This is a genomic window from Citrobacter sp. FP75 (genome assembly GCF_018342065.1).
Taxonomy (GTDB): Bacteria; Pseudomonadota; Gammaproteobacteria; order Enterobacterales; family Enterobacteriaceae; genus Citrobacter.
Genome location: NZ_JAFDOE010000005.1, coordinates 184,615 through 207,970, shown reverse-complemented (window position 1 = coordinate 207,970; position 23,356 = coordinate 184,615). Strand labels below are relative to the sequence as shown.

The window sequence follows — 23,356 nt, the reverse complement described above, 5'->3', positions numbered from 1 at the left end:
ATGGCGCTATGCTAATCCGGCCTACAGTTTTATCGACCTTTTCGCCTTCGGGCACACTATGTGAGCAACCTGCATGTCTAAATCAGTACAGAGTAACAGTGCGGTGCTGGTGCACTTCACCTTAAAGCTCGACGATGGCTCCACCGCAGAGTCAACCCGCAATAATGGCAAACCTGCACTGTTTCGCCTGGGCGACGGTTCTCTGTCTGAAGGGCTGGAACAACACCTGCTGGGGTTAAAAGAGGGCGATAAAACCACGTTTGCTCTGGAGCCGGACGCTGCTTTTGGCGTATCAAGCCCGGACCTCATTCAGTATTTCTCGCGTCGGGAATTTATGGACGCGGGCGAGCCAGAAATTGGCGCAATCATGCTCTTTACCGCAATGGACGGCAGTGAGATGCCAGGCGTGATCCGCGAAATCAACGGTGATTCCATCACGGTTGATTTCAACCATCCGCTGGCCGGGCATACCGTTCATTTTGATATTGAAGTGCTGGAAGTCGAACCGGCACTGGAGGCGTAAAATGCAGATCCTGTTGGCTAACCCGCGCGGCTTCTGCGCTGGCGTAGACCGCGCTATCAGCATTGTGGAAAACGCGCTGGCTATTTACGGCGCGCCGATTTATGTCCGTCATGAAGTGGTGCATAACCGCTATGTGGTAGATAGCCTGCGCGAACGTGGGGCCATTTTTATCGAGCAAATCAGTGAAGTGCCGGACGGCGCGATCCTGATCTTCTCTGCCCACGGCGTGTCTCAGGCCGTGCGTAACGAAGCCAAAGGCCGCGATCTCACGGTTTTTGATGCAACCTGCCCGCTGGTGACCAAAGTGCATATGGAAGTTGCGCGCGCCAGCCGTCGTGGTGAAGAGTCGATTCTGATTGGCCACGCCGGACACCCGGAAGTCGAAGGTACGATGGGCCAGTACAGCAACCCGTTGGGGGGGATGTACCTGGTGGAATCACCGGAAGACGTGTTGACGCTGAATGTCAAAAATGAAGGTAAGCTCTCCTTCATGACGCAGACCACGCTCTCGGTTGACGACACGTCTGATGTGATCGACGCGCTGCGCCAACGCTTCCCGAAAATTGTTGGGCCGCGCAAAGACGATATCTGCTACGCCACCACCAACCGTCAGGAAGCGGTTCGCGCGCTGGCGGAACAAGCCGATGTGGTGCTGGTGGTCGGTTCGAAAAACTCCTCTAACTCCAACCGGCTGGCGGAACTGGCCCAGCGTATGGGGAAAGCGGCGTATCTGATCGACGACGCAACCGACATCCAGGAAGCCTGGGTGAAAGAAGCGGCGTGCGTCGGTGTGACGGCCGGGGCCTCTGCGCCGGATATTCTGGTGCAAAACGTGATAGCCCGCCTGCAGGAACTCGGCGGTGGGGACGCTATCCCACTGGAAGGCCGTGAAGAAAACATCGTTTTCGAAGTGCCAAAAGAGCTGCGTGTGGATGTTCGTGAAGTAGAGTAAGTCTTTCCGGTTACGATTATGAGAAGATGCCAGACCTAACGTCTGGCATTTTTTTATGGAGAAACCATGCGCTTACCGATCATTCTTGATACCGATCCCGGCATTGATGATGCCGCCGCTATTGCCGCCGCGCTGTTTGCCCCCGAGCTGGATCTGCAACTAATGACCACGGTAGCAGGCAATGTTTCAGTGGAAAAAACCACCCGCAATGCGTTGCAACTGCTGCATTTCTGGAATGCGGATGTTCCTCTGGCGCAGGGAGCATCCATGCCGCTGGTGCGGCCGCTGCGTGATGCCGCTTCCGTACACGGTGAGTCGGGAATGGAAGGGTATGAATTTGTCGAGCACGACCGCCAGGCGATGGCAAAACCCGCCTTCCAGGCTATTCGCGATGCGCTGATGCATGCCCCGCAGCCCGTGACGCTGGTAGCAATTGGCCCCCTGACGAACATTGCGCTACTGCTTACCCATTATCCTGAATGCGTATTCAACATTTACCGTCTGGTAATTATGGGCGGTTCAGCCGGGCGGGGGAACTTCACGCCTAACGCGGAATTTAACATTGCTATCGACCCCGAGGCCGCGGCGAAAGTCTTCCAGAGTGGTCTGGAGATTGTGATGTGCGGCCTGGACGTCACTAACCAGGCGATGCTTGCGCCGGACTACCTGGCGACGTTACCTCAGCTTAACCAGACGGGAAAAATGCTGCACGCGCTGTTCAGTCATTACCGAAGTGGCAGTATGAATACCGGGCTGCGCATGCACGATCTCTGCGCCATTGCCTGGCTGGCCCGCCCGGAGCTGTTTACGCTGCACTCCTGCTTTGTGGCGGTGGAAACCCAGGGTGAATATACCTCCGGTACGACGGTGGTGGACATCGAAGGGCGTTTGGGTCAACCGGCGAACGCCAGAGTTGCGCTGGATCTTGATGTGGCAGGTTTTCAGCAGTGGGTGGCAGAGGTGCTGGCGCTGGCTCCGTGAGGTTGTGACCCGGCCCGCAATATGTTGATGGAATTAGCAGGTTAATCGATTAATCTGCTAATCTGATGCTGTTGTTCTCCTCGGGCCGGAGACACGTATGAACCATTTTTTTATCCAGCCACCGCAAGTGGCGTGGGCGAGCGGCGCGTTAGCCGGTGGCCCGTTATTGCGTAAATCAACCCGGATTCAGGATCTTACTGACGTTTTTGCCGATGAGCCTGTCCGCCAGAAACTGGCCGGTGAGCAGGTCGTGTATGACGTGGAGATGCTGGATTCCTCTCCCGCCGAAGGCGAACTCTATACCGGTGTTACCCATCTTTATCCAGGCCGGGTCGGCGGCGAGTATTTTATGACTCGCGGGCATTTCCATGCGCGCCGTGAACAGGGAGAAGTCTATTTTGGCCTGCGCGGCACGGGTCTGCTGTTGCTGCAAACTGAGCAGGGCGACGCGCGGCTGGAAAAGGTATTCGCGGGCTCTGTCCATATCATTCCTGGTTTTACTGCTCATCGATTAATCAACACCGGGGAAGACGTACTGTCTGCGCTTGCCGTATGGCCAGGGGTTGCGGGTCATGACTATGCGGCGCTCGCCAGGGGCTTCAGAATAAGAGTCTTTGAGGAGAATAAGACGGTCCAGGCGAAGGAGGTACAGAATGGCTGATTCAGCGCATTCTTACGGCCTGGATATGACGGTCCACCATCACCCGCTTGGTTTTAGCTATGGGGATGACGTGACCGGACCGATGCCGGAGATTCGCCGACTTGATCACATTCGCGCCTCACTGCGCGATCCAAATTGTGAAGGACCGGAAGAGGTGTATGCCATCGCGATGGACGTGGCGCGGGTGCAGGATCGCGAAGAACTGCAAAAGCGAATGCTGCTGTTTGGGGTGGTGACCTATGCAGCCGGGCGTTTGGGTGAAGAGCCGGTGCGTAGCCAGGGGCATATTCATCGAATCAGCCAGCACAGCGGCTGGTCCCCGCCGGAGCTTTACGAAATCTGGCAGGGGAAAGCGATAATTTACATGCAGGAGTATGTTGAGGACGATCCTGGCCGCTGTTTTGCTGTGATTGCCGGACCCGGTGAGAAAGTGCTGGTACCACCCGGTTGGGGGCATGCCACTATATCTGCAGACCCGAATGTGCCATTAACCTTTGGGGCGTGGTGCGATCGTGAATATGGTTTTGAGTACGATGCCGTGCGTGCGCATAAAGGGCTGGCATGGTACCCGTTACTGCAGGGTAACCATGTTATCTGGCAGCATAATCCGCGTTACCTCCCCGGACGACTGCAGGCCGTTACGCCCCGACACTATACGGAGTTCTCGATTACCTCTGCGCCTGTCTATCAGCAATTCATCGAGGACCCGGCACGCTTTCAATTTATCTCACGCCCGGATAAGCACCCAGAGCTGTGGCAAAACTTTCATCCATAAGAAAACCGGGGCATTGCCCTAATACGTGTCAGTTAACGAAGATAAATGATTGTAACGATAACTGATAGTGGAACATCCGGAGGTAATGAGCCTGTTGCCTCCGGTATATTGCTACGTTCACCTTATGTTTTTCACTTCTTTGAAACGATACTCCCTGTGAACGTGTTAAGGGTACTATCGCCGTACCCTTAACACGTTCACAGGTGTCTGCGCTTCAGAGAAATGATACCGCTGAGGTGAACGTAACCTTAAGCCAGAATGATATGTTCTCCATAATACTTAACTGACTGACATTAGGAATAGCCCCGGTTGTAGTGTTACCCCGCAAACAGGCCCGTGGCGACGCCAAGCGCCGCCAGTACCAGCAGTAAAATCATCGCTTTCACTGGCGACACGCCGCGCTTGGCCATCAGATACCAGGTGCCAAGCACCACAACCAGCGGCAGCAACTGTGGGAAGATGCCATCCAGCATTTGCTGAACGTGGATATTGACGCCGTCCTTGGTGATAAATTCCAGCCCGGTGCCAAGCTTAACGTAGCTTGCCGCCACGCCGCCCATAACAAACACACCCAGCAACGATAACGCTTCGCGCAGCCGGGCCGATTTGCTGCTGACCAGCATCTCCACCGAGCCAGAACCCATTTTGTAGCCTTTGAGAAACAGGAACCACGAGCCAGGAATGATAATCGCAAGCCAGGCGACGGTATAAAACAGAGGCCCCAGAATATTGCCGCCCGCCGCCAGCGCCATACCGATACTCAGCAGAATCGGGATCAGCATTCCGGGGATCATCGAATCACCGATCCCGGCAATTGGCCCCATCAGCCCAACTTTCAGGGTATTGATTGTCTCGCCGTCGATCGGTTCGCCGTTGGCTTTTTTCTCTTCCAGCCCCAGCGCCATACCGTTAACGATCGCGCCGATCTGCGGCTCCGTATTATAAAACGAGGCGTGGCGACGCAGCATTTCGGTACGCTGGGCAGCATCCGGGTAGAGCTTTTTCGCGACCGGCAGCATACTCAGACAAAAGCCAAAGGATTCAAGGCGCTCAAAGCTCATTGACGACAGGTTATGCATCATCCACGCCCGCCAGCAGCGGCGCAGATCTTTACGGGTAAGAGTACGATCTTCCATCAGAATTCATCCTCATCATCGACCACCGGTTTCGCACCCGTAGCCTGCGGTGGTTCCGGTTTGTAGTTGTAATGAATAAGCGCCAGTAGCGAACCGACGATCACCAGCGCAACCATGTTGAGCTTTAAAAACACAATGCAGATGAAGCCAACCAGAAAGTAGATCAGCATGGTGTAGTTCTTGATGATCTGTTTTAGCAGGATGGCGATCCCGACGGCGGGCAGGATGCCACCCAGCACGTTCATCGTTGACAGAACGATTTTCGGCAGGCTGTCCATAAATCCGCTGATGTACTGTGCGCCGAAATAGACCGCGATAAACGTCGGCACGAAACGCAAAATAAAGTTGGTGGCTTGCGGCCAGATAGCGCTGTTCAGATACAGTCCACGTTCATCGCCGCGATCCAGCGCCACATCTGCCCGGTGGTTCCAGAAGGAGTTCAGCACCATCATGGCGTTGAATAAAATGGTCCCGGCGATGCCAATTGTGGCTGCCAGTGCCACCGCCACTTCCGGCCCCTTTCCAGACAAAATACCCAGTGCAATGGCCGGATAAGCGACAAAGTTGAGATCCGCGGGCATTGAACCGCCCGGCGTTACCATGGCGATATACACTGCCTGTACCGCAACGCCTATCATGATCCCCGTTTTCAGGTCGCCGAGAATAAGCCCAACCAGCATTCCGGATACCAGAGGTCGGGTAATGAGATACCAGCCGCCGGTCAGCCCCAGAAGCCAGGGGCTGCTAAGCGCGCCCAGATAGCAAAGAATGCCAATTAGCGTAGCTTCGATAATCATCGTGCGCTCCTTATTTCAGCTTCTGGCGGGCGTCCTGCCAGCTGTAGCAGCTGGCATCGGGAACCAGGCGGAATTCAACCAGATGCCCGCGCTGCGTCAGCCAGTCAAAGGCGGTGATTTCGTCAGCATTGACCGACTGATTCGGACCGATGGTGGTGGTATCCGCGCGGGCGCTCATCGGGCCGACATTTATCTTGCCATTGGCATTTTTCAGACTGATGCCGGCTTCCTCAATGCGTTGCAGAGTGAGTGGGGATTTACCGATAACGAAATAGCGCTTCTCGCTGGCAATGACTTTTGGCAGTTTTTCAATCGCTGTGGCGGTATCGAACAGCCAGACTTTAGTGTCCTGCACGGCGCCTTTCATCACCGATGAGAGCAGCGGGTCGGCCGCGACGGCATCGTCAATAGCGACAATCCCATCGCAGGGCAGCTCTTTGGCCCATCGTGTCACGAGCTGCCCATGGATTACGCGGTCATCGATACGTACAAAAGAAATACTCATAGTGGTTTCCTTTAAAAATCGTCGGACTGAACGGATAAGACCGGGGCGGCTTTAATCAGAGTGGGTACCGTCAACGCCAACAGCTCATCGGCTGCGGCGTGAACATCCGTTAAATGGCAGATCTCTTCGCTTTGCAGCAGCATCGGGAAATTCACGCCTGCCACGACGGCGAGGGGAGGTGTGGTTTCGGGAGAAAACGCGTGCTGACAAGCTACGTTCCACGGGGTTCCGCTTTGCATATCACACAGCACCAGCACGCCGTCAGCGCTGTGACCGGCTCTCTTCAGCGTGCTGGCAAAGTCTTGTTTAAACCCTTCAATACCCGCCTGCTCGTTCAGTGTTACAGTGAAAACATGCGGTAATTCCCCGTAAACCATGCGGCCGCTAGCGAGAAGCGCTTCCGCCAGAGGACCATGGGAGGCAACAATAACGTTGATCATGTGTTTATCCTCTTACCCAGGCTTTGATGGTGGCGAGCTGTTGGCCGACACCCTTGCCAAATGGCGAAATACGATATTCTCCAACGGTGGCCGGAATGATAAAGGTCTCAGCATAGTTGACGACAAACGGGGCAAATGCGCCGCTCGGACTTTCGACAATGGCTTGCGCACCTTCAACCAGGTTCAGGACGTTAACACCGCCATGGGTATGGTGCGTTACCGGCCCTGTAAACCAGTGGCGACGCGTTTCGATAAACTCGCGTTCGTGCATCCCGGTTCTTTCTTCCCGCCAGCCTTCCCCTTCAGCGATGGGCTCAATGCGGTTGACCAGATTATCGTGTACCCATTGGGTGTCGCGTTGCCAGTCGATAACCTGCTGACCGTGATCCAGATGGACCGGGCGTGGTAAGCCATCCAATCCTAAGCGTCCCCAGTCCCACAGCTTGAAGGTGAAAATATAAGGCGTTGCGCTGATCTCCAGCACCATGGTTCCCGCACCCGAACAATGTACGGTTCCGGCGGGGATCAGGAAGTGATCGTGTTTACGCGCAGGGAGCTGATTCACGAAGCGTTCATCATCAAACGTTTTTTCGCCACGACCCGCAGCCCGCAGGTCGTTCAGCATATCCTGCGGCGCGATCCCTGTTTTGGTGCCCAGATAAACCACAGCATCCGGCTCGGCTTCGAGAATGTAATAGCTCTCGTCCTGGGTATAGTGCATGCCAAACTGCTGCTGGATGTACTCAGTGACCGGATGAACCTGAAAGCTTAAATTCTGACCGCCAATGGTGTCGAGGAAGTCAAAACGAATCGGGAATTCCGCGCCAAAACGTGCGTGAACTTTCTCGCCAAGCAGGGCGCGTGGATAAGTTAATACCAGATCCTGAGAGGGGATCTCGATCCGCACGTTGCCAAAACGCAGTAACAGGCTGTTTTCCTCGGGCACGCAATCAAAACACCACGCGTAATTGGGGGCTGAGGGATCGAGATCAAATTGTTGTTTCATCCATTGTCCGCCCCAGACGCCTGGGTCAAAGAAAGGGGCAACGCGAAACGGTTGTTCGGTGGTTTGCTGCAGGCCGGCTCGCAGCGCGTCGCCGCTGACCATCGCAGGGTTATTTTCTACCGTGGTATCAAGTAAATAATCGGCGCGTTTGAGTAACGGCGTTTTGTGTCTGTCGAATACCCGCCACTCAATGAAGAAAGCGCGTTTGTAACGACGAAGAATATCTTCATCCTGGTTTTCCGTCCCCCAGTTACCCAGCCCGTCATGGCGCATCCGCTGTTGAATTTCCCAGCGCGGTAGATCGGCATAAACCAGCACGTCACCAGGGTGGGCCAGCGCAGCACCAGACCCGTACACCACGACCAGGCCTTCGGCAACAGCATCAATCTGTTGTCGGAGCTGGTTGAGTTTGTCGCCATCAAAAAACTCATCCAGATGATGACAGGAGAGGACGCCAAATACGCGATCGTCGGTCAGATTACGCGCCAGTAAATCATGCAGAGCCTGCTCATCGCGGCGGGCGGATTCAATATTCAGCACCAGCGCGGTATCTAATGTCGTAACAAGCTGTTGCTCCAGCTCGTCAAGCCGTACGCCGGGGTAGCAATCCACGATCAATACGGTTTTGGCTGTAGCAGAAACCCTGGTGTTAAGCACAGAATGGATCGACGCCCAACCCTGCCAGGCGTGATTGTCATAACCCTGAACGTTAACCTCAGGGAATTTATTATAGGTTGTACGCATTTTCTGTCTCCGTGTTGGCTTATTTAAGATTAATCGATTAACCTTATTTTCATAGTGTGGTTAACGCGATTAACCCGCCATATTCAGAATCCAGCGCGGCGAAATGCACGTTAGCGTGATGTGAATCACACGTAATAATGCGAAATTTAGGTTATTCGATTAACCTGCGAATAATACAGGAGAAGTCATGACAACAGTCACGTTGGCGCAGGTCGCTGAACGCGCGGGAGTCTCCACGGCAACCGTTTCAATGGTATTGCGTAACCGGGGACGTATTTCTCAGGCCACGCGCGACCGCGTGCTCAAAGCACTGGACGATGCCGGCTACGTTTATAATCAAACTGCCGCTAACCTGCGAAACCGGAGTAGTAATCAGGTCGGATTGTTGTTACACGACATCACTAACCCTTTTTACGGCGAGATGACTGCCGGGCTAAGTCACGAGATGGAGCGGCATGACCTGCTGTTGTTTCTGGCAAACAGTGAAGAGTCAGGAGAACGACAGCAAAAATTTGTCGACTCTTTGATGCGTAATAATGCCTGCGGCATGGTGCTCTGCGCTGCACGCGAGACGCCGACATCGTTCTTCGAAGCGCTGAAAAGGCGCAATATCCCGGCCATTATGGTTGTCCGTCCCCTCAGCGACCCAGATTTTGATTTTGTAGGAACCGATAACTTTCTCGGTACGCAAATGGCTACCACCCATTTAGTCAAAATGGGACATAAGAATATTGCATTTATTGGGGGGAGCCCAAATTCCGGGAGCCGGGCGCAGCGTATCGGCGGGTTCACCAGCACGTTACTGGATCAGGGGATATCGCCGAATCCAGAATGGATCGTGGCGGCGCAGGCCAGCCAAATTGATGGCGCAAAAGTGGCAGAGTCTCTCCTTCTGCGTTATCCACAAATTACCGCCGCCGTTTGTTATCAGGATATCGTGGCGCTTGGGGTGATGCAGGCGTTACGTAAAATGGGGCGCGAACCGGGGCGAGATTTTGCGCTGGTGGGCTTCGATGATATTACTGAGGCGGCGCTGGTACAGCCTGCGCTCACCACTGTGTCGGTGGCGGCAAAAGAGATAGGTCGTAAGGCGGGGGAGCTGCTTTACAGTCGGATTCAGGGAAATGACGAACCGCCGAAACGTATTATTCTGCCGCCCGCGCTGGTGGTCAGAGAATCATGTGGTTTTTGCTGATCGTCATGCCTTTTACTGATATCTCTGCCTGTTTATCATTAAATTCTAATTATTGACGTTTTCGGCTGGCGGCGCAGCGATACGCTGGTTACTCTGAAAACGATTTACGTAAAATTAACAAAAGAGAATAGCTATGCATGATGCACAAATCCGCGTTGCCATCGCGGGAGCCGGAGGACGCATGGGGCGTCAGTTGATTCAGGCCACCCTCGGCATGGATGGCGTACAGCTTGGCGCAGCGCTGGAGCGCGAAGGATCTTCGCTGCTGGGTAGCGATGCCGGAGAGTTAGCGGGCGCTGGGAAAACGGGCGTTACCGTGCAGAGCAGCCTTGAGGCGATTAAAGATGATTTCGATGTATTCATCGATTTTACCCGTCCGGAAGGCACGCTGACGCATCTGGCGTTTTGTCGTCAGCACGGTAAAGGCATGGTGATTGGTACCACCGGTTTTGATGAGGCGGGCAAACAGGCTATTCACGATGCCGCGCAGCAGATTGCTATTGTCTTCGCCGCGAACTTTAGCGTGGGCGTTAACGTCATGCTTAAGCTGCTGGAGAAGGCGGCGAAAGTGATGGGGGATTACACCGATATTGAGATTATTGAAGCCCACCACCGGCATAAAGTGGATGCGCCATCAGGCACTGCGCTGGCGATGGGCGAGGCGATTGCCGGAGCGCTGGATAAAGATTTAAAAGAGTGTGCCGTCTACTCACGTGAAGGTTACACCGGTGAACGCGTACCTGGTACTATCGGTTTTGCCACGGTGCGAGCGGGTGATATCGTCGGGGAACATACCGCGATGTTCGCCGATATTGGTGAGCGTATTGAGATTACGCACAAAGCGTCCAGCCGTATGACGTTTGCTAACGGTGCGGTGAGATCGGCGATTTGGTTAAAATCTAAATCAAACGGTATTTTTGATATGCGTGACGTGCTTGATTTACGCAATTTGTAAGGTTTTTTTACCCTTCGTGATGTGGTTATGGTAATCATAATTAGTTGATTACATAGGGCAATGTTTTATTGCCCTTTTATTTTTATCATTTTGCTGTGATTTTTTGTTTAGTTCTGTTTTTTTCAATGTTTAGCGTGTCTTTTTTGTTGCTTTAATGTGAATTTTGACCAAATGGTCCACTTTTTCTCAGGCTCATTCTCTTTTTAACACTGTTTACGTTCCGCAAGCGTTTTCTACCTCCACTTAGCTGATCTTTTTGCCTGTTAAATTGGATGATTAACCTCAATGGCGTAAAATAATCACAAAAATTGCCCTTTTGGGTAGACTTTTATCCGGGCTGTCTCTAGAATGCCGCCGTTTGCCAGAAATCCATAGGTAAGCAAATTTGCATTGATTCATGATGTGTTAATGAATTAATATGCAAATAAAGTGAGTGAATATTCTCTGGAGGGTGTTTTGATTAAGTCAGCGCTATTGGTTCTGGAAGACGGAACCCAGTTTCACGGTCGGGCCATAGGGGCAACAGGTTCGGCGGTTGGGGAAGTCGTTTTCAATACTTCAATGACCGGTTATCAAGAAATCCTCACTGATCCTTCCTATTCCCGCCAAATCGTCACCCTTACTTATCCTCATATCGGCAATGTCGGCACCAATGAAGCCGATGCAGAATCCTCCCAGGTACATGCGCAAGGCCTGGTCATCCGTGACCTGCCGCTGATTGCCAGCAACTACCGCAACACCGAAGACCTCTCTTCTTACCTCAAGCGCCATAACATCGTGGCGATTGCCGATATCGATACTCGTAAGCTGACCCGTCTGCTGCGCGAGAAAGGCGCTCAGAACGGCTGCATCATCGCAGGCGATAATCTGGATGCGGCGCTGGCGCTGGAAAAAGCGAAAGCCTTCCCGGGCCTGAACGGTATGGATCTGGCAAAAGAAGTGACTACGACAGAACCGTATAGCTGGACGCAGGGGAGCTGGACGCTTTCAGGCGAACTGCCGGAGGCGAAGTCCGAAGAAGAGCTGCCGTTCCACGTCGTGGCCTACGATTTTGGTGCGAAACGCAACATTCTGCGTATGTTGGTGGATCGCGGCTGCCGCCTGACGGTTGTGCCTGCAAAGACCTCCGCCGAAGATGTTCTAAAGATGAATCCGGACGGTATCTTCCTGTCCAACGGTCCTGGCGATCCGGCACCGTGTGATTATGCGATTGCTGCGATTCAGAAATTCCTCGAAACCGATATTCCGGTATTTGGCATCTGCCTCGGCCATCAGCTGCTGGCGCTGGCGAGCGGTGCGAAGACCATCAAGATGAAATTTGGCCACCACGGCGGTAACCATCCGGTAAAAGATATTGATAACAACATCGTGATGATCACCGCGCAGAACCACGGTTTTGCGGTAGATGAGGCCTCCATGCCTGCCAACCTGCGCGTGACCCACAAGTCGCTGTTCGACGGCACACTGCAAGGGATTCATCGTACCGATAAACCGGCGTTCAGCTTCCAGGGCCACCCTGAAGCGAGCCCGGGGCCGCACGACGCTGCACCACTGTTCGACCACTTTATCGAGCTTATTGAGCAATACCGTCAGTCCGCGAAATAATCAGGAGTTAAAAGAGCCATGCCAAAACGTACAGACATAAAAAGTATCCTGATTCTGGGCGCGGGTCCGATTGTTATCGGCCAGGCGTGTGAGTTTGACTATTCCGGCGCACAGGCCTGTAAAGCCCTGCGTGAAGAGGGTTATCGCGTAATCCTGGTCAACTCCAACCCGGCGACCATCATGACCGACCCGGAAATGGCCGATGCCACCTACATCGAGCCGATTCACTGGGAAGTGGTACGCAAAATTATCGAAAAAGAGCGCCCGGATGCGGTACTGCCGACCATGGGCGGCCAGACGGCGCTGAACTGTGCGCTGGAACTGGAGCGTCAGGGCGTACTGGCTGAGTTCGGCGTGACCATGATTGGCGCGACGGCGGATGCCATTGATAAAGCGGAAGATCGCCGTCGCTTCGACATCGCGATGAAGAAAATTGGCCTCGACACTGCGCGTTCTGGCATCGCCCACACTATGGAAGAAGCGCTGGCGGTTGCTGCTGACGTAGGCTTCCCGTGCATCATCCGACCTAGCTTCACCATGGGCGGCACCGGCGGCGGTATCGCCTATAACCGCGAAGAGTTCGAAGAGATTTGCGAACGCGGTCTGGATCTTTCCCCAACCAAAGAGCTGTTGATTGATGAGTCGCTGATTGGCTGGAAAGAGTACGAGATGGAAGTGGTGCGTGATAAAAACGACAACTGCATCATCGTCTGCTCGATTGAAAACTTCGACGCCATGGGCATTCATACCGGTGACTCCATCACCGTGGCGCCAGCCCAGACGCTGACTGACAAAGAATATCAAATCATGCGTAACGCCTCGATGGCGGTACTGCGTGAAATCGGCGTAGAAACCGGCGGTTCAAACGTGCAGTTTGCGGTGAACCCGAAAAACGGTCGTCTGATTGTTATCGAGATGAACCCGCGCGTTTCCCGCTCCTCGGCGCTGGCGTCGAAAGCGACCGGCTTCCCGATTGCCAAAGTGGCGGCGAAGCTGGCGGTCGGTTACACCCTCGATGAGCTGATGAACGACATCACCGGTGGACGCACCCCGGCATCGTTCGAACCGTCCATCGACTACGTTGTGACCAAAATCCCTCGCTTTAACTTCGAAAAATTTGCTGGTGCTAACGACCGTCTGACCACCCAGATGAAATCGGTCGGCGAAGTGATGGCGATTGGCCGCACCCAGCAGGAATCTCTGCAGAAAGCGCTGCGCGGTCTGGAAGTGGGCGCGACCGGTTTTGACCCGAAAGTGAGCCTCGATGACCCGGAAGCGCTGACCAAAATCCGCCGCGAGCTGAAAGACGCAGGCGCTGAGCGTATCTGGTACATCGCTGACGCCTTCCGCGCTGGTCTGTCTGTTGACGGCGTGTTCAACCTGACCAACATCGACCGCTGGTTCCTGGTACAGATTGAAGAACTGGTGCGTCTGGAAGAGAAAGTGACCGAAGTCGGTATTACCGGCCTCGACGCCGACTTCCTGCGCCAGCTTAAGCGTAAAGGCTTTGCCGATGCGCGTCTGGCGAAGCTGGCGGGCGTGCGCGAAGCAGAAATCCGTAAACTGCGCGAACAGTATAAGCTGCACCCGGTTTACAAGCGTGTGGATACCTGCGCCGCGGAGTTCTCCACCGACACCGCCTACATGTACTCCACGTATGAAGAAGAGTGCGAAGCGAATCCGACGCAGGATCGTGACAAAATTATGGTGCTGGGCGGTGGGCCGAACCGTATCGGTCAGGGCATCGAGTTTGACTACTGCTGCGTACATGCTTCCCTGGCGCTGCGCGAAGACGGTTTCGAGACCATCATGGTCAACTGTAACCCTGAAACGGTTTCTACCGACTACGACACCTCAGACCGTCTGTACTTCGAACCGGTAACGTTCGAAGATGTGCTGGAAATCGTGCGCATCGAGAAGCCGAAAGGCGTTATCGTCCAGTATGGCGGGCAGACCCCGCTGAAGCTGGCGCGCGCGCTGGAGGCTGCAGGTGTGCCGGTTATCGGCACCAGTCCGGACGCGATTGACCGCGCCGAAGACCGTGAACGTTTCCAGCAGGCGGTTGATCGTCTGAAGCTGAAACAACCGGCTAACGCCACCGTTACCGCCATTGAAATGGCTGTCGAGAAGGCGAAAGAGATTGGCTATCCGCTGGTGGTGCGTCCGTCCTACGTTCTCGGTGGCCGTGCGATGGAAATCGTCTACGACGAAGCCGACCTGCGTCGCTACTTCCAGACTGCGGTCAGCGTCTCTAACGATGCCCCCGTGCTGCTGGACCGTTTCTTAGACGACGCGATTGAAGTCGACGTTGATGCTATTTGCGACGGCGAAATGGTGCTGATTGGCGGCATCATGGAGCACATCGAGCAGGCGGGCGTGCACTCCGGTGACTCAGCGTGTTCCCTGCCAGCCTACACGCTGAGTCAGGAAATTCAGGACGTGATGCGTCAGCAGGTGCAGAAACTGGCCTTCGAGCTGCAGGTTCGCGGCCTGATGAACGTGCAGTTTGCGGTGAAGAACAACGAAGTTTACCTGATTGAAGTCAACCCGCGTGCGGCGCGTACCGTACCGTTCGTTTCTAAAGCCACCGGCGTACCGCTGGCAAAAGTGGCGGCGCGAGTAATGGCAGGACAAACGCTGGCACAGCAGGGTGTGACCAAAGAAATCATTCCACCGTACTACTCGGTAAAAGAAGTGGTGCTGCCGTTCAACAAGTTCCCGGGCGTTGACCCGCTGTTAGGGCCAGAAATGCGCTCTACCGGGGAAGTGATGGGGGTGGGCCGCACCTTCGCGGAAGCGTTCGCTAAGGCGCAATTGGGCAGCAGTTCCACCATGAAGAAACAGGGCCGTGCGCTGCTCTCCGTTCGTGAAGGCGATAAAGAGCGCGTGGTTGACCTGGCGGCGAAATTACTGAAGTTTGGTTTCGAGCTGGATGCAACGCACGGTACGGCGATCGTGCTGGGCGAAGCGGGCATCAACCCACGTCTGGTGAATAAGGTGCATGAAGGTCGTCCGCACATTCAGGACCGTATCAAGAATGGCGAGTATACCTACATCATCAACACCACCGAAGGTCGTCAGGCGATTGAAGACTCCAAGCTGATTCGCCGCAGTGCGCTGCAATACAAAGTGCATTACGACACCACCCTGAACGGCGGTTTCGCCACGGCCATGGCGCTGAATGCGGATGCTACCGAGAAGGTGATTTCGGTGCAGGAAATGCACGCGCAGATCAAAAAGTAATAAACAGTAGGTTCGGTGAAATTTGCGTTAACCGAACCTGCAATATAATTTTGAAAGGGTTTCTGTAAAGAAACCTTTTTTTATATCTCGTAAGGTCATTCCTGGCCAAATGCGGTTGCATAACCACATTTTCAATGTAATAAGCACGATGTTGCTCACACTAATCAACATTTAAGTCGCATACTATTCCTTATATCCACAATTTTAATATGGCTTAGTTTTTATTTATTTGGACAGGCCGTAGCCAGATTTTTAATTTGTGAAATGGTGTGCTTATGTGTAATGAATATGTTGAAAAACCACTGTATTTGTTAATTGCTGACTGGGTAATGGCAGAGGATCGTTGGGTCACGGCAAAGGAGATTTCCCGTCATTTTGATATTGAACACTGCAAAGCGATTAATACGCTCTCTTATATTTTGTCAGAAGTGAGTGAAATTGTTTGCGAAGTTAAGATGATCCCTAATCAGATTGCAGGACGGGGCTGCCAGTGCCAGCGCCTGGTAAAAGTCGTGAGTATTGATTCTCATCTCTACAGCCGATTGAGCCACAATTTGCAGGAAAAAAAAGTCAGTGTGGCGAAAACGCCGCGCATGCCAGCCGTTCCCCCAACAGAGCTTAACCGTGAGCAGAAATGGCAGATGATGCTGTCAAAAAGTATGCGTCGCTAATTGTCAGTTTTCCTGATGGCGGCATAAACGGTGATTAACTCGTAGGCCGGATAAGCGTGAGCGCATCCGGCATCAATTACCGTGCTGATTTTGGCTTCACGTCCGTCGTGCCTTGCAGGCGCGGCCGGTTTTCTTCGACCTGCGTTAATGGCTGTGTTTCGCGTAAACCTGCCAGGCAGCGGACCGCCAGATCTTGATACTCTTTGGTGTTCAGCCGTTTCCAGTTCAGCTCCTGGTCTGTGACTTCGCGTAGCACGCGAGCAGGAGAACCGACCAGCAGTTGCCTTGCCTCCCCCTGAAACCCGGCTTTGACAAAGCTCATGGCGGCGACAATGCTCTCCTCGCCAATTACCGCGCCGTCCATAATCACGCTGTTCATACCGACCAGCGCATCCCTGCCAACTATGCAACCGTGCAGGATTGCGCCATGTCCGATGTGCCCGTTCTCATGCACGATAGTGTCTGTGTCGCAGTAACCGTGCATGATGCAGCCATCCTGCAGATTAGAACCTGCCTCCAGAATCAGACGACCATAGTCACCGCGTAGCGAGGCGAGTGGGCCGACGTAGACGCCAGCCCCCACGATCACATCGCCGATCAACACGGCGCTGGGATGGACATACGCCTCTGGATGCACTACCGGAATCAGGCCTTCAAAGGCGTAATAGCTCATGAGTTATCAGCGTCCTTTCCACACCGGATCGCGTTTTTCGGCAAAGGCCTGCGGCCCTTCGAGCGCATCTTCCGAGTGCAGCACTGCCGGATAGTGCTTCAGCACACCGCTGCGGATGTAACGGTAGCCTTCTTCTACCGGCATTTCGCTGGTAGCACGGTAAATCTCTTTCAGCGCAGCGATAGCCAGCGGGGCGCTATTCACCAGCTGCTGCGCCAGTTCGCGGGCGCTGTCCATCAGTTCAGACTGGCTGACGACGCGGTTCACTATCCCCCAGCGCAGCGCTTCTTCGGCGCTCATCCGTCTGCCGGTCATCACCATTTCGTTGACGATAGCAGGCGGCAAAAGCTTGGGTAGGCGCAGTACGCCGCCGCTGTCAGGCACGATCCCAAGTTTGGCTTCCGGTAGTGCGAAACTGGCGTTTTCTGCGCAGACGATAAGGTCCGCCGCCAGCGCCAGCTCGAATCCGCCGCCGAAAGCATAGCCGTTGACTGCGGCAATGACCGGTTTGTCGAGGTCGAAAATCTCGGTTAAACCGGCAAAGCCGCCTGGACCAAAGTCGGCATCCGGCGCTTCGCCTTCTGCCGCCGCTTTTAAGTCCCAGCCTGCGGAAAAGAATTTCTCACCGCCGCCGGTGATGATCGCTACGCGCAATTCCGGATCGTCGCGGAAATTCAGAAAAGCCTCGCCCATGGCAAAACTGGTTTTGGCGTCAATGGCATTCGCTTTTGGGCGATCTAATGTAATTTCCAGAATCGGGCCATTGCGGGTCAGATGTAATGATTCACTCATAGTTCATCTCCAGATAAATAAGTTTTCCGGCAGGAGGAATTCCGACCAGAAGGGTTATTTCAGATTTTTTTTGATTATTTTTCCTGAACAATTACGCGGCAGGTCGGCTCTTATCTCCATAAAAGAAGGAACCTTAAATTTCGCCATATTGCATTCGCAGAAACTGAAGAATTCCGTTTCGCTTAATGTTTCACCTTCATTCAGAACGATGAATGCTTTAATGGCTTCATCGCGGATAGCGTCTTTTATACCAACAATGACAATATCCTGAATTTTAGGGTGAGCAGAGATAATATTTTCCAGTTCGACGCAGGAAACATTTTCCCCACCGCGTTTAATCATGTTGCAGCGTCTGTCGACGAAATAGAAAAAGCCTTCTTCATCCTGGTAACCGGAATCACCAGTATGCAGCCAGCCGTCAGACTCCAGCGCTCTGGCGGTGGCCTGCGGCTGTGCGTAGTACTCCTTAAATATCGTTTTACCCGGTACGCCCTTAATGCAGATTTCACCAATTTCTCCGGCAGGTAGTGCCTGATTATGATCGTCACGGATTTCGGCTTCATAGCTAAAGCCCACGCGACCAATGGAAGGCCAGCGCCGTTTGTCTCCGGGACGGTCGCCAATAATACCGACGATGGTTTCCGTCATGCCGTATGAGGTCAAAAGCCTGACGCCAAAGCGCGCGATAAAATCGTCTTTTTCCTGCACCGACAAATTGAGATAGAACATTACTTCACGCAGATTGTGCTGTTTGTCCGTCGGGCTTGCGGGCTGCACCATCAGCGTGCGGATCATCATCGGGATGCATTCCGTCACCGTCGCCTGGTATTTACGCACCTGATCCCAAAACGCCCTGGCGCTGTACTTCTCTACCAGAACAAAGGTGCAGCCTGCGGAGAAAGCCGCCATGGCTGCCGTACACTGGCAGTCGATGTGGAAGGCGGGCATTACCGTCAGGTAGACGTCGTCATCGCGCAGGGCGATTTGCCAGGAGGAGTAGTAGCCGGCAAAACGCAGGTTATAGTGGGTAATGACCACCCCTTTGGGACGCGAGGTGGTGCCTGAGGTAAACAGAATTTCCGCCGTGTCGTCAGTGGATAACGGCGGCGTATAGCACAGCGTAGCCGACTGGCGCGCCTGCAGTTGGGTAAAGTGGCTCACGTCGTCGTCAGCTGGATATTCCTCGCCAATCAGACAGATGTGATTAAGCGGTGTGGTATTTTCCTGTTTTATCTGGCGGTACATAGGATAAAACTGGGCGCTGGTGACCAGCAAGCTGACCTGGCTGTTTTGCAGGATCCAGGCGCTTTCTTCCCCCAGCAAGCGGGCGTTAATCGGCACCATCACGGCACCAATTTTTGCCAGCCCAAACCAGCAAAAAATGAATTCCGGGCAGTTATCCAGATGCAATGCAACCTTATCGCCTTTGCGTATGCCCAATGAATGAAAAAGATTTGCCGTGCGGTTAATCTCTTTATTGAGCGAGGCATAGCTAAACTGTCGAACGTTTCCTTCACAGGATTCGAAAATAAGCGCCGTTTTATCTCCGTACACCCCGGCCAGGTCGTCCCACATCTGACGTAAGTTTTGTCCGCCAACGATATCCATTTTATCTTATCCGCTTAAATCAGGCGTGAGCGCTAACCAGCAAAGCCGATCAGCGCATCGCGTTTATTCCTCAACTCTGGCCAGGCCTTTGCCGACCAGCTCATTTATGTCTGCTTCGCTATAACCAATGTTTTTCAGAATGGCGGCGGTATCCATGCCGTGTGACGGCATGCCACGCCAGATTTTCCCCGGGTTGTTTTTAAATTTCGGCATGATGTTTGGCCCTTTACAGGTGCGACCGTCCATCGTTTGCCACTGGGTAATAGATTCACGGGCAACGTACTGCGGGTTGTCTTCCAGTTCCGGAATCGTCAGTACTTTCGCGCAGGCGATGTTCAGCTCGGCAAAGCGCGCCTGGACTTCGGCAATGGTGTGTTCTGCCAGCCAGGCATCCAGCTTCTCTTCCACGAGCGGGCCGTAAGGGCATTCCACACGATGGATAAGCTGCGTGCCTTCCGGGACTTCCGGCGTACCGAGGATGTGCGCCAGACCAATATCCTTGAAGCACTCGCTGATTTGCGTAATGCCGACCAACTCCATCACGATGTAACCGTCAGCGCATTTATACAGGCCGCAACCGGCGTAGTAAGGATCTTTGCCTTTGGTCATACGTGGGCAAATTTCACCGCCGTTGAAGTAATCCATCATGAAATACTGGCCCATACGCAGCATGACTTCGTACATAGCAATATCAATACTTTCGCCTTTACCCGTTTCGCGCACTTTGTGTAGGGCCGCCAGCGCCGCGGTGGTGGCGGTCATACCTGAGAAGTAATCGGCGGTGTAGGGGAAAGCGGGCATCGGTTGGTCAACGTCGCCGTTTTGAATCAGATAACCGCTGAATGCCTGGGCGATGGTGTTGTAAGCCGGAAGATTAGTGTACTCATCGGTACCAAACTGGCCGAAGCCGGAGAGGTGAGCGATAACCAGCTTCGGGTTGTGTTGCCACAAGACTTCATCGGTAATACCACGGCGGGCAAAGGCCGGGCCTTTACTGGCTTCAATGAAAATGTCGGTGGTTTCCATTAACTTTAGAAACGCTTCCCGGCCTTCATCTTTGAAAATATTGAGCGACAGGGCGTGCAGGTTGCGGCGTGAGAGCTGCGGGTAGTTGGGTTGCACGCGGATGGTATCGGCCCAGGCGACGTTTTCAATCCAGATAACCTCAGCGCCCCATTCGGCAAACATTTGCCCGGCGAACGGCCCGGCAATTTCGATCCCTGAAAAGACAACCCGAACCCCGGCAAGCGGCCCAAACGCCGGCATTGGTAAATGGCCCATAATTTAGCTCCTGGCAGTTAGTTGTAGGCCGGATAAGCGAAGCGCCATCCGGCATTCCACTTAGCGGTATTGCTTGAGTACCGCACGACCCAATGTCAGGATCTGCATTTCGTCAGAGCCACCGGAAACACGGTCAACGCGCAGGTCACGCCAGAAGCGTGTGATGCGATGATTGCCCGCGATGCCCACACCGCCCAGCACCTGCATGGCGGTGTCTACGACCTCAAACGCGGCATTGGCGCAGAAGTATTTGCACATGGCCGCATCACCCGAGGTAATGGTGCCGTTATCTGCTTTCCACGCGGCTTCCAGCAGCATGTTTTTCATCGAGTTCAGTTTGATCGCCATATGCGCAAACTTCTCCTGAATCAGCTGGAAGCGACCGATCGCTTCGCCAAACTGAACGCGCTGATTGGCGTAGCGCGCGGCGTCTTCAAAAGCGCACATTGCGGTGCCATAGTTGGTCAGGGCGACGAGGAAGCGTTCGTGGTCAAACTCTTCTTTCACGCGGTTGAAACCATTGCCTTCCCGGCCGAACATGTCTTTCTCGTCCAGTTCAACGTCATCAAAGGTGATTTCACAGCAGCTATCCATGCGCAGACCGAGTTTCTCCAGCTTATTGACCTTGATACCGGCCTTACTCATGTCAACAAACCACTCGGTGTAAACGGGTTTATCCGGCGATGCACCATCTCTCGCCATCACCACGATATACGGGGTATAGGCGCTGCTGGTGATAAAGCACTTACTGCCATTAAGATAAACCTTACCATTTTTGCGTGTATAAGTGGTTTTCAGACTGCCAACATCCGATCCCGCTCCCGGTTCGGTAATGGCGGAGTTCCACATCTGCTTACCGGTACCCTGGAACGCCATAATTTTATCAATTTGTTCCTGAGTCCCTTCACGCAGGAACGTGTTAAAACCGCCCGGTAACTGGTACAGCACATAGGTTGGCGCGCCAAGGCGACCTAACTCCATCCAGACGGCGGCAACGGTGACAAATCCCGCTTCCAGACCACCGTGCTCTTCCGGGATCAGCAGGCTATCGATGCCCATATCCGCCAGCGCTTTCACAAAACGTTCTGGGTAGACGCTGTCACGATCGCACTCGGCAAAATAAGCTTCCCAGTTCTCACTGGCCATCAGTTCACGAATACCGGCGACAAACAGTTCCTGCTCGTCATTTAAGTTGAAATCCATCTTTCAGCCTCTTGATCAATTGAGTTAATGAGAATTACTTGTCTTTCCAGTGCACTTTGGCGTCTTTAATAAAGGACAGCGTGACCATAATGTTGACGAAGAACAGCGGGCATCCTCCGGCAATAATCGCCGTCTGGATAGGCTTCAACCCGCCCAGTGCCAGCAGAACAATACCGATGACGCCCACCAGTACCGACCAGCCGATACGTACCAGCAGAGGCGGTTCTTCACCGTCACGAATTTCGCGGCAGGTGGACATTGCCAGGGTGTAAGAACAGGCGTTAATCAGGGTGACGGTGGCAATAAAGCAGAGGATAAAGAATCCCCACATAGTGGCGGTGCTGAACGGCAAGGCGGCCCAGGTTTCGATAATGGCGCGCGCCACGCCGTGCTGTTCAATCAGTTGCGGGATGTTGAGAATATTTTTATCCATCAATAGCAGCGTGTTGCTGCCAAGGACAGTCCACAGGATCCAGGTGGAAGCCGTCAGACCCAGCACCATGCCGAAGCACAGTTCACGTACGGTACGACCGCGAGAAATACGGGCGAGGAAGATACTCATCTGGATGGCGTAAATCACCCACCATGCCCAGTAGAAGACCGTCCAGCCCTGCGGGAAACCGCCTTTACCGATAGCATCGGTATAGAACAGCATGCGTGGCAGATACATCATCAGCATACCGACGGAGTCGGTGAAGTAGTTCATGATGAAGCTGGCGCCGCTGACGATAAACACCCAGCCCAGCATCAGAAAGCTCAGGTAGCTACGAATGTCGCTGGCGATCTTCACCCCTTTTTGCAGACCGCACGCCACGCAAATGGCGTTGAGAATGATCCAGCAGGTAATGATGATGGCGTCTAATTGCAGCGTATGCGGAATGCCGAACAGGTACTGGATACACTCGGTTACCAGCGGTGTGGCCAGACCGAGGCTGGTACCCATCGCAAAGATCAGCGCGACCAGGTAGAAGTTATCGACGATCGTGCCGAACAGCCCTTTTGCGTGCTTCTCGCCAACCAACGGCACCAGCGTGGAGCTGGGACGGATAACATCCATCTTGCGCACAAAGAAGAAGTAGGCGAAGGCAACAGAAAGGAAGCTGTAGGTTGCCCACGGCAGCGGTCCCCAGTGGAACAGGCTGTATGCCAGGCCAAGCTCTTTTGCGCCGGTGGAGTTCGGGGCGAGTGCAAACGGTGGGGTAGAGATATAGTAGTAAATCTCGATTGAACCCCAGAACAGCACGGCAGCCGATGTACAGGAGGCGAACATCATAAAAATCCAGCTGGCGGTGCTAAACTCCGGTTTTTCGTCACCTAATTTCTTTTTGGCGTACGGACCAAAGACCAGCCAGAACCAGCCGCCTAGCATGATGACCATATACCATTCAAATGCCCAACCCCAGACGTTGGTGACGTAACTGAATACCGCATTAATAACCACATTCGCGGCATCAAGATCTCTTACTGTTAGCCAACAAAGTATTCCGACAATTATTAATGGCGGGAAAAAAACCTTTGGTTCTATTCCCGATTTTTTCTTTTCATTTTTCATAAGTGAATTCCAGTGTGAAAACGAAATTTATTTAGCGTTCCCGATTGTGCCGTTTTGT

The 23,356-nt window shown here is 53.6% G+C and carries 21 protein-coding genes; 10 read left to right on the top strand and 11 right to left on the bottom strand.

Translation table 11 applies throughout. The features are described 5' to 3' along the window. Positions 1-73 precede the first annotated feature (73 nt). The 5 genes from fkpB to JQ822_RS17765 all read left to right on the top strand — a co-directional run bounded on the left by fkpB (position 74) and on the right by JQ822_RS17765 (position 3,892). The gene (gene fkpB / locus JQ822_RS17785; protein ID WP_003018929.1) at positions 74-523 is read left to right on the top strand and encodes an FKBP-type peptidyl-prolyl cis-trans isomerase; all 450 of its coding nucleotides are present in this window, start codon (positions 74-76) and stop codon (positions 521-523) included. A 1-nt stretch (position 524) separates the two neighbouring features. Further along, positions 525-1,475, top strand: a complete 951-nt coding sequence (gene ispH / locus JQ822_RS17780; RefSeq protein WP_213134571.1) for a 4-hydroxy-3-methylbut-2-enyl diphosphate reductase — start codon at positions 525-527, stop codon at positions 1,473-1,475. Between the two features lie 66 nt (positions 1,476-1,541). After that, entirely contained in the window at positions 1,542-2,456 is a 915-nt protein-coding gene (rihC, locus tag JQ822_RS17775; RefSeq protein WP_213134570.1) for a ribonucleoside hydrolase RihC, read from the top strand. Positions 2,457-2,553: 97 nt separating this feature from the next. Next, complete coding sequence (locus JQ822_RS17770) at positions 2,554-3,117, top strand: glucose-6-phosphate isomerase family protein (RefSeq protein WP_213134569.1); 564 nt, start codon at positions 2,554-2,556, stop codon at positions 3,115-3,117. Beyond that, positions 3,110-3,892 (top strand): glucose-6-phosphate isomerase family protein, encoded by a 783-nt coding sequence (locus tag JQ822_RS17765; RefSeq protein WP_213134568.1) that lies wholly within the window; start codon positions 3,110-3,112, stop codon positions 3,890-3,892. Before JQ822_RS17770 ends, JQ822_RS17765 begins: the two co-directional genes overlap by 8 nt. Positions 3,893-4,209: 317 nt before the next feature. Here the strand turns inward: JQ822_RS17765 and JQ822_RS17760 are convergent, their stop codons facing one another. Genes JQ822_RS17760 through JQ822_RS17740 form a run of 5 tightly spaced genes read right to left on the bottom strand, consistent with a single transcriptional unit; the run spans position 4,210 to position 8,520 of the window. Beyond that, positions 4,210-5,028: a PTS system mannose/fructose/sorbose family transporter subunit IID gene (locus tag JQ822_RS17760; RefSeq protein ID WP_213134567.1), complete on the bottom strand. Its 819-nt coding sequence runs from the start codon at positions 5,026-5,028 to the stop codon at positions 4,210-4,212. Beyond that, positions 5,028-5,825, bottom strand: coding sequence for a PTS mannose/fructose/sorbose/N-acetylgalactosamine transporter subunit IIC (locus JQ822_RS17755; RefSeq protein ID WP_213134566.1), 798 nt, complete (start codon positions 5,823-5,825; stop codon positions 5,028-5,030). The genes JQ822_RS17760 and JQ822_RS17755 overlap by 1 nt, the downstream gene beginning before the upstream one ends. Positions 5,826-5,835: 10 nt before the next feature. Beyond that, positions 5,836-6,330 carry a PTS system mannose/fructose/N-acetylgalactosamine-transporter subunit IIB gene (locus JQ822_RS17750; RefSeq protein ID WP_213134565.1) on the bottom strand — a complete coding sequence of 165 codons (495 nt, stop codon included), beginning with the start codon at positions 6,328-6,330 and terminating at the stop codon, positions 5,836-5,838. Between the two features lie 11 nt (positions 6,331-6,341). Further along, positions 6,342-6,770, bottom strand: a complete 429-nt coding sequence (locus JQ822_RS17745) for a PTS sugar transporter subunit IIA (protein ID WP_213134564.1) — start codon at positions 6,768-6,770, stop codon at positions 6,342-6,344. Between the two features lie 4 nt (positions 6,771-6,774). Next, on the bottom strand, positions 6,775-8,520 hold the full coding sequence (locus JQ822_RS17740; RefSeq protein WP_213134563.1) for a class I mannose-6-phosphate isomerase: 1,746 nt from the start codon (positions 8,518-8,520) through the stop codon (positions 6,775-6,777). A gap of 187 nt (positions 8,521-8,707) precedes the next feature. On the opposite strand from JQ822_RS17740, the gene JQ822_RS17735 reads away from it, so the two are divergent. The 5 genes from JQ822_RS17735 (at position 8,708) to caiF (ending at position 16,189) form a co-directional block, all read left to right on the top strand. Beyond that, on the top strand, positions 8,708-9,715 hold the full coding sequence (locus JQ822_RS17735) for a LacI family DNA-binding transcriptional regulator (RefSeq protein ID WP_213134562.1): 1,008 nt from the start codon (positions 8,708-8,710) through the stop codon (positions 9,713-9,715). Positions 9,716-9,848: 133 nt separating this feature from the next. Further along, on the top strand, positions 9,849-10,670 hold the full coding sequence (gene dapB, locus JQ822_RS17730) for a 4-hydroxy-tetrahydrodipicolinate reductase (protein ID WP_213134561.1): 822 nt from the start codon (positions 9,849-9,851) through the stop codon (positions 10,668-10,670). 456 nt (positions 10,671-11,126) lie between these two features. Further along, on the top strand, positions 11,127-12,275 hold the full coding sequence (gene carA / locus JQ822_RS17725) for a glutamine-hydrolyzing carbamoyl-phosphate synthase small subunit (protein ID WP_213134560.1): 1,149 nt from the start codon (positions 11,127-11,129) through the stop codon (positions 12,273-12,275). An 18-nt stretch (positions 12,276-12,293) separates the two neighbouring features. Further along, a complete protein-coding gene (gene carB, locus JQ822_RS17720; protein WP_213134559.1) occupies positions 12,294-15,518 on the top strand; it encodes a carbamoyl-phosphate synthase large subunit in 3,225 nt (1,074 codons plus the stop codon). A gap of 275 nt (positions 15,519-15,793) precedes the next feature. Further along, complete coding sequence (caiF, locus tag JQ822_RS17715; RefSeq protein WP_213134558.1) at positions 15,794-16,189, top strand: carnitine metabolism transcriptional regulator CaiF; 396 nt, start codon at positions 15,794-15,796, stop codon at positions 16,187-16,189. A 76-nt stretch (positions 16,190-16,265) separates the two neighbouring features. Here caiF and caiE read toward each other — a convergent pair whose 3' ends face one another. From caiE to caiT, 6 genes are all read right to left on the bottom strand, one after another. Then, complete coding sequence (gene caiE / locus JQ822_RS17710) at positions 16,266-16,862, bottom strand: carnitine operon protein CaiE (RefSeq protein ID WP_213134557.1); 597 nt, start codon at positions 16,860-16,862, stop codon at positions 16,266-16,268. A gap of 6 nt (positions 16,863-16,868) precedes the next feature. Then, positions 16,869-17,654, bottom strand: coding sequence for a crotonobetainyl-CoA hydratase (gene caiD / locus JQ822_RS17705; RefSeq protein ID WP_213134556.1), 786 nt, complete (start codon positions 17,652-17,654; stop codon positions 16,869-16,871). A gap of 54 nt (positions 17,655-17,708) precedes the next feature. Continuing rightward, entirely contained in the window at positions 17,709-19,262 is a 1,554-nt protein-coding gene (gene caiC, locus JQ822_RS17700) for a crotonobetaine/carnitine-CoA ligase (RefSeq protein WP_213134555.1), read from the bottom strand. Between the two features lie 63 nt (positions 19,263-19,325). Then, entirely contained in the window at positions 19,326-20,543 is a 1,218-nt protein-coding gene (gene caiB, locus JQ822_RS17695; RefSeq protein ID WP_213134554.1) for an L-carnitine CoA-transferase, read from the bottom strand. A 60-nt stretch (positions 20,544-20,603) separates the two neighbouring features. Beyond that, entirely contained in the window at positions 20,604-21,746 is a 1,143-nt protein-coding gene (caiA, locus tag JQ822_RS17690) for a crotonobetainyl-CoA dehydrogenase (RefSeq protein ID WP_005124373.1), read from the bottom strand. 34 nt (positions 21,747-21,780) lie between these two features. Continuing rightward, positions 21,781-23,298 (bottom strand): L-carnitine/gamma-butyrobetaine antiporter, encoded by a 1,518-nt coding sequence (gene caiT / locus JQ822_RS17685; protein ID WP_213134553.1) that lies wholly within the window; start codon positions 23,296-23,298, stop codon positions 21,781-21,783. Positions 23,299-23,356 lie beyond the last annotated feature (58 nt).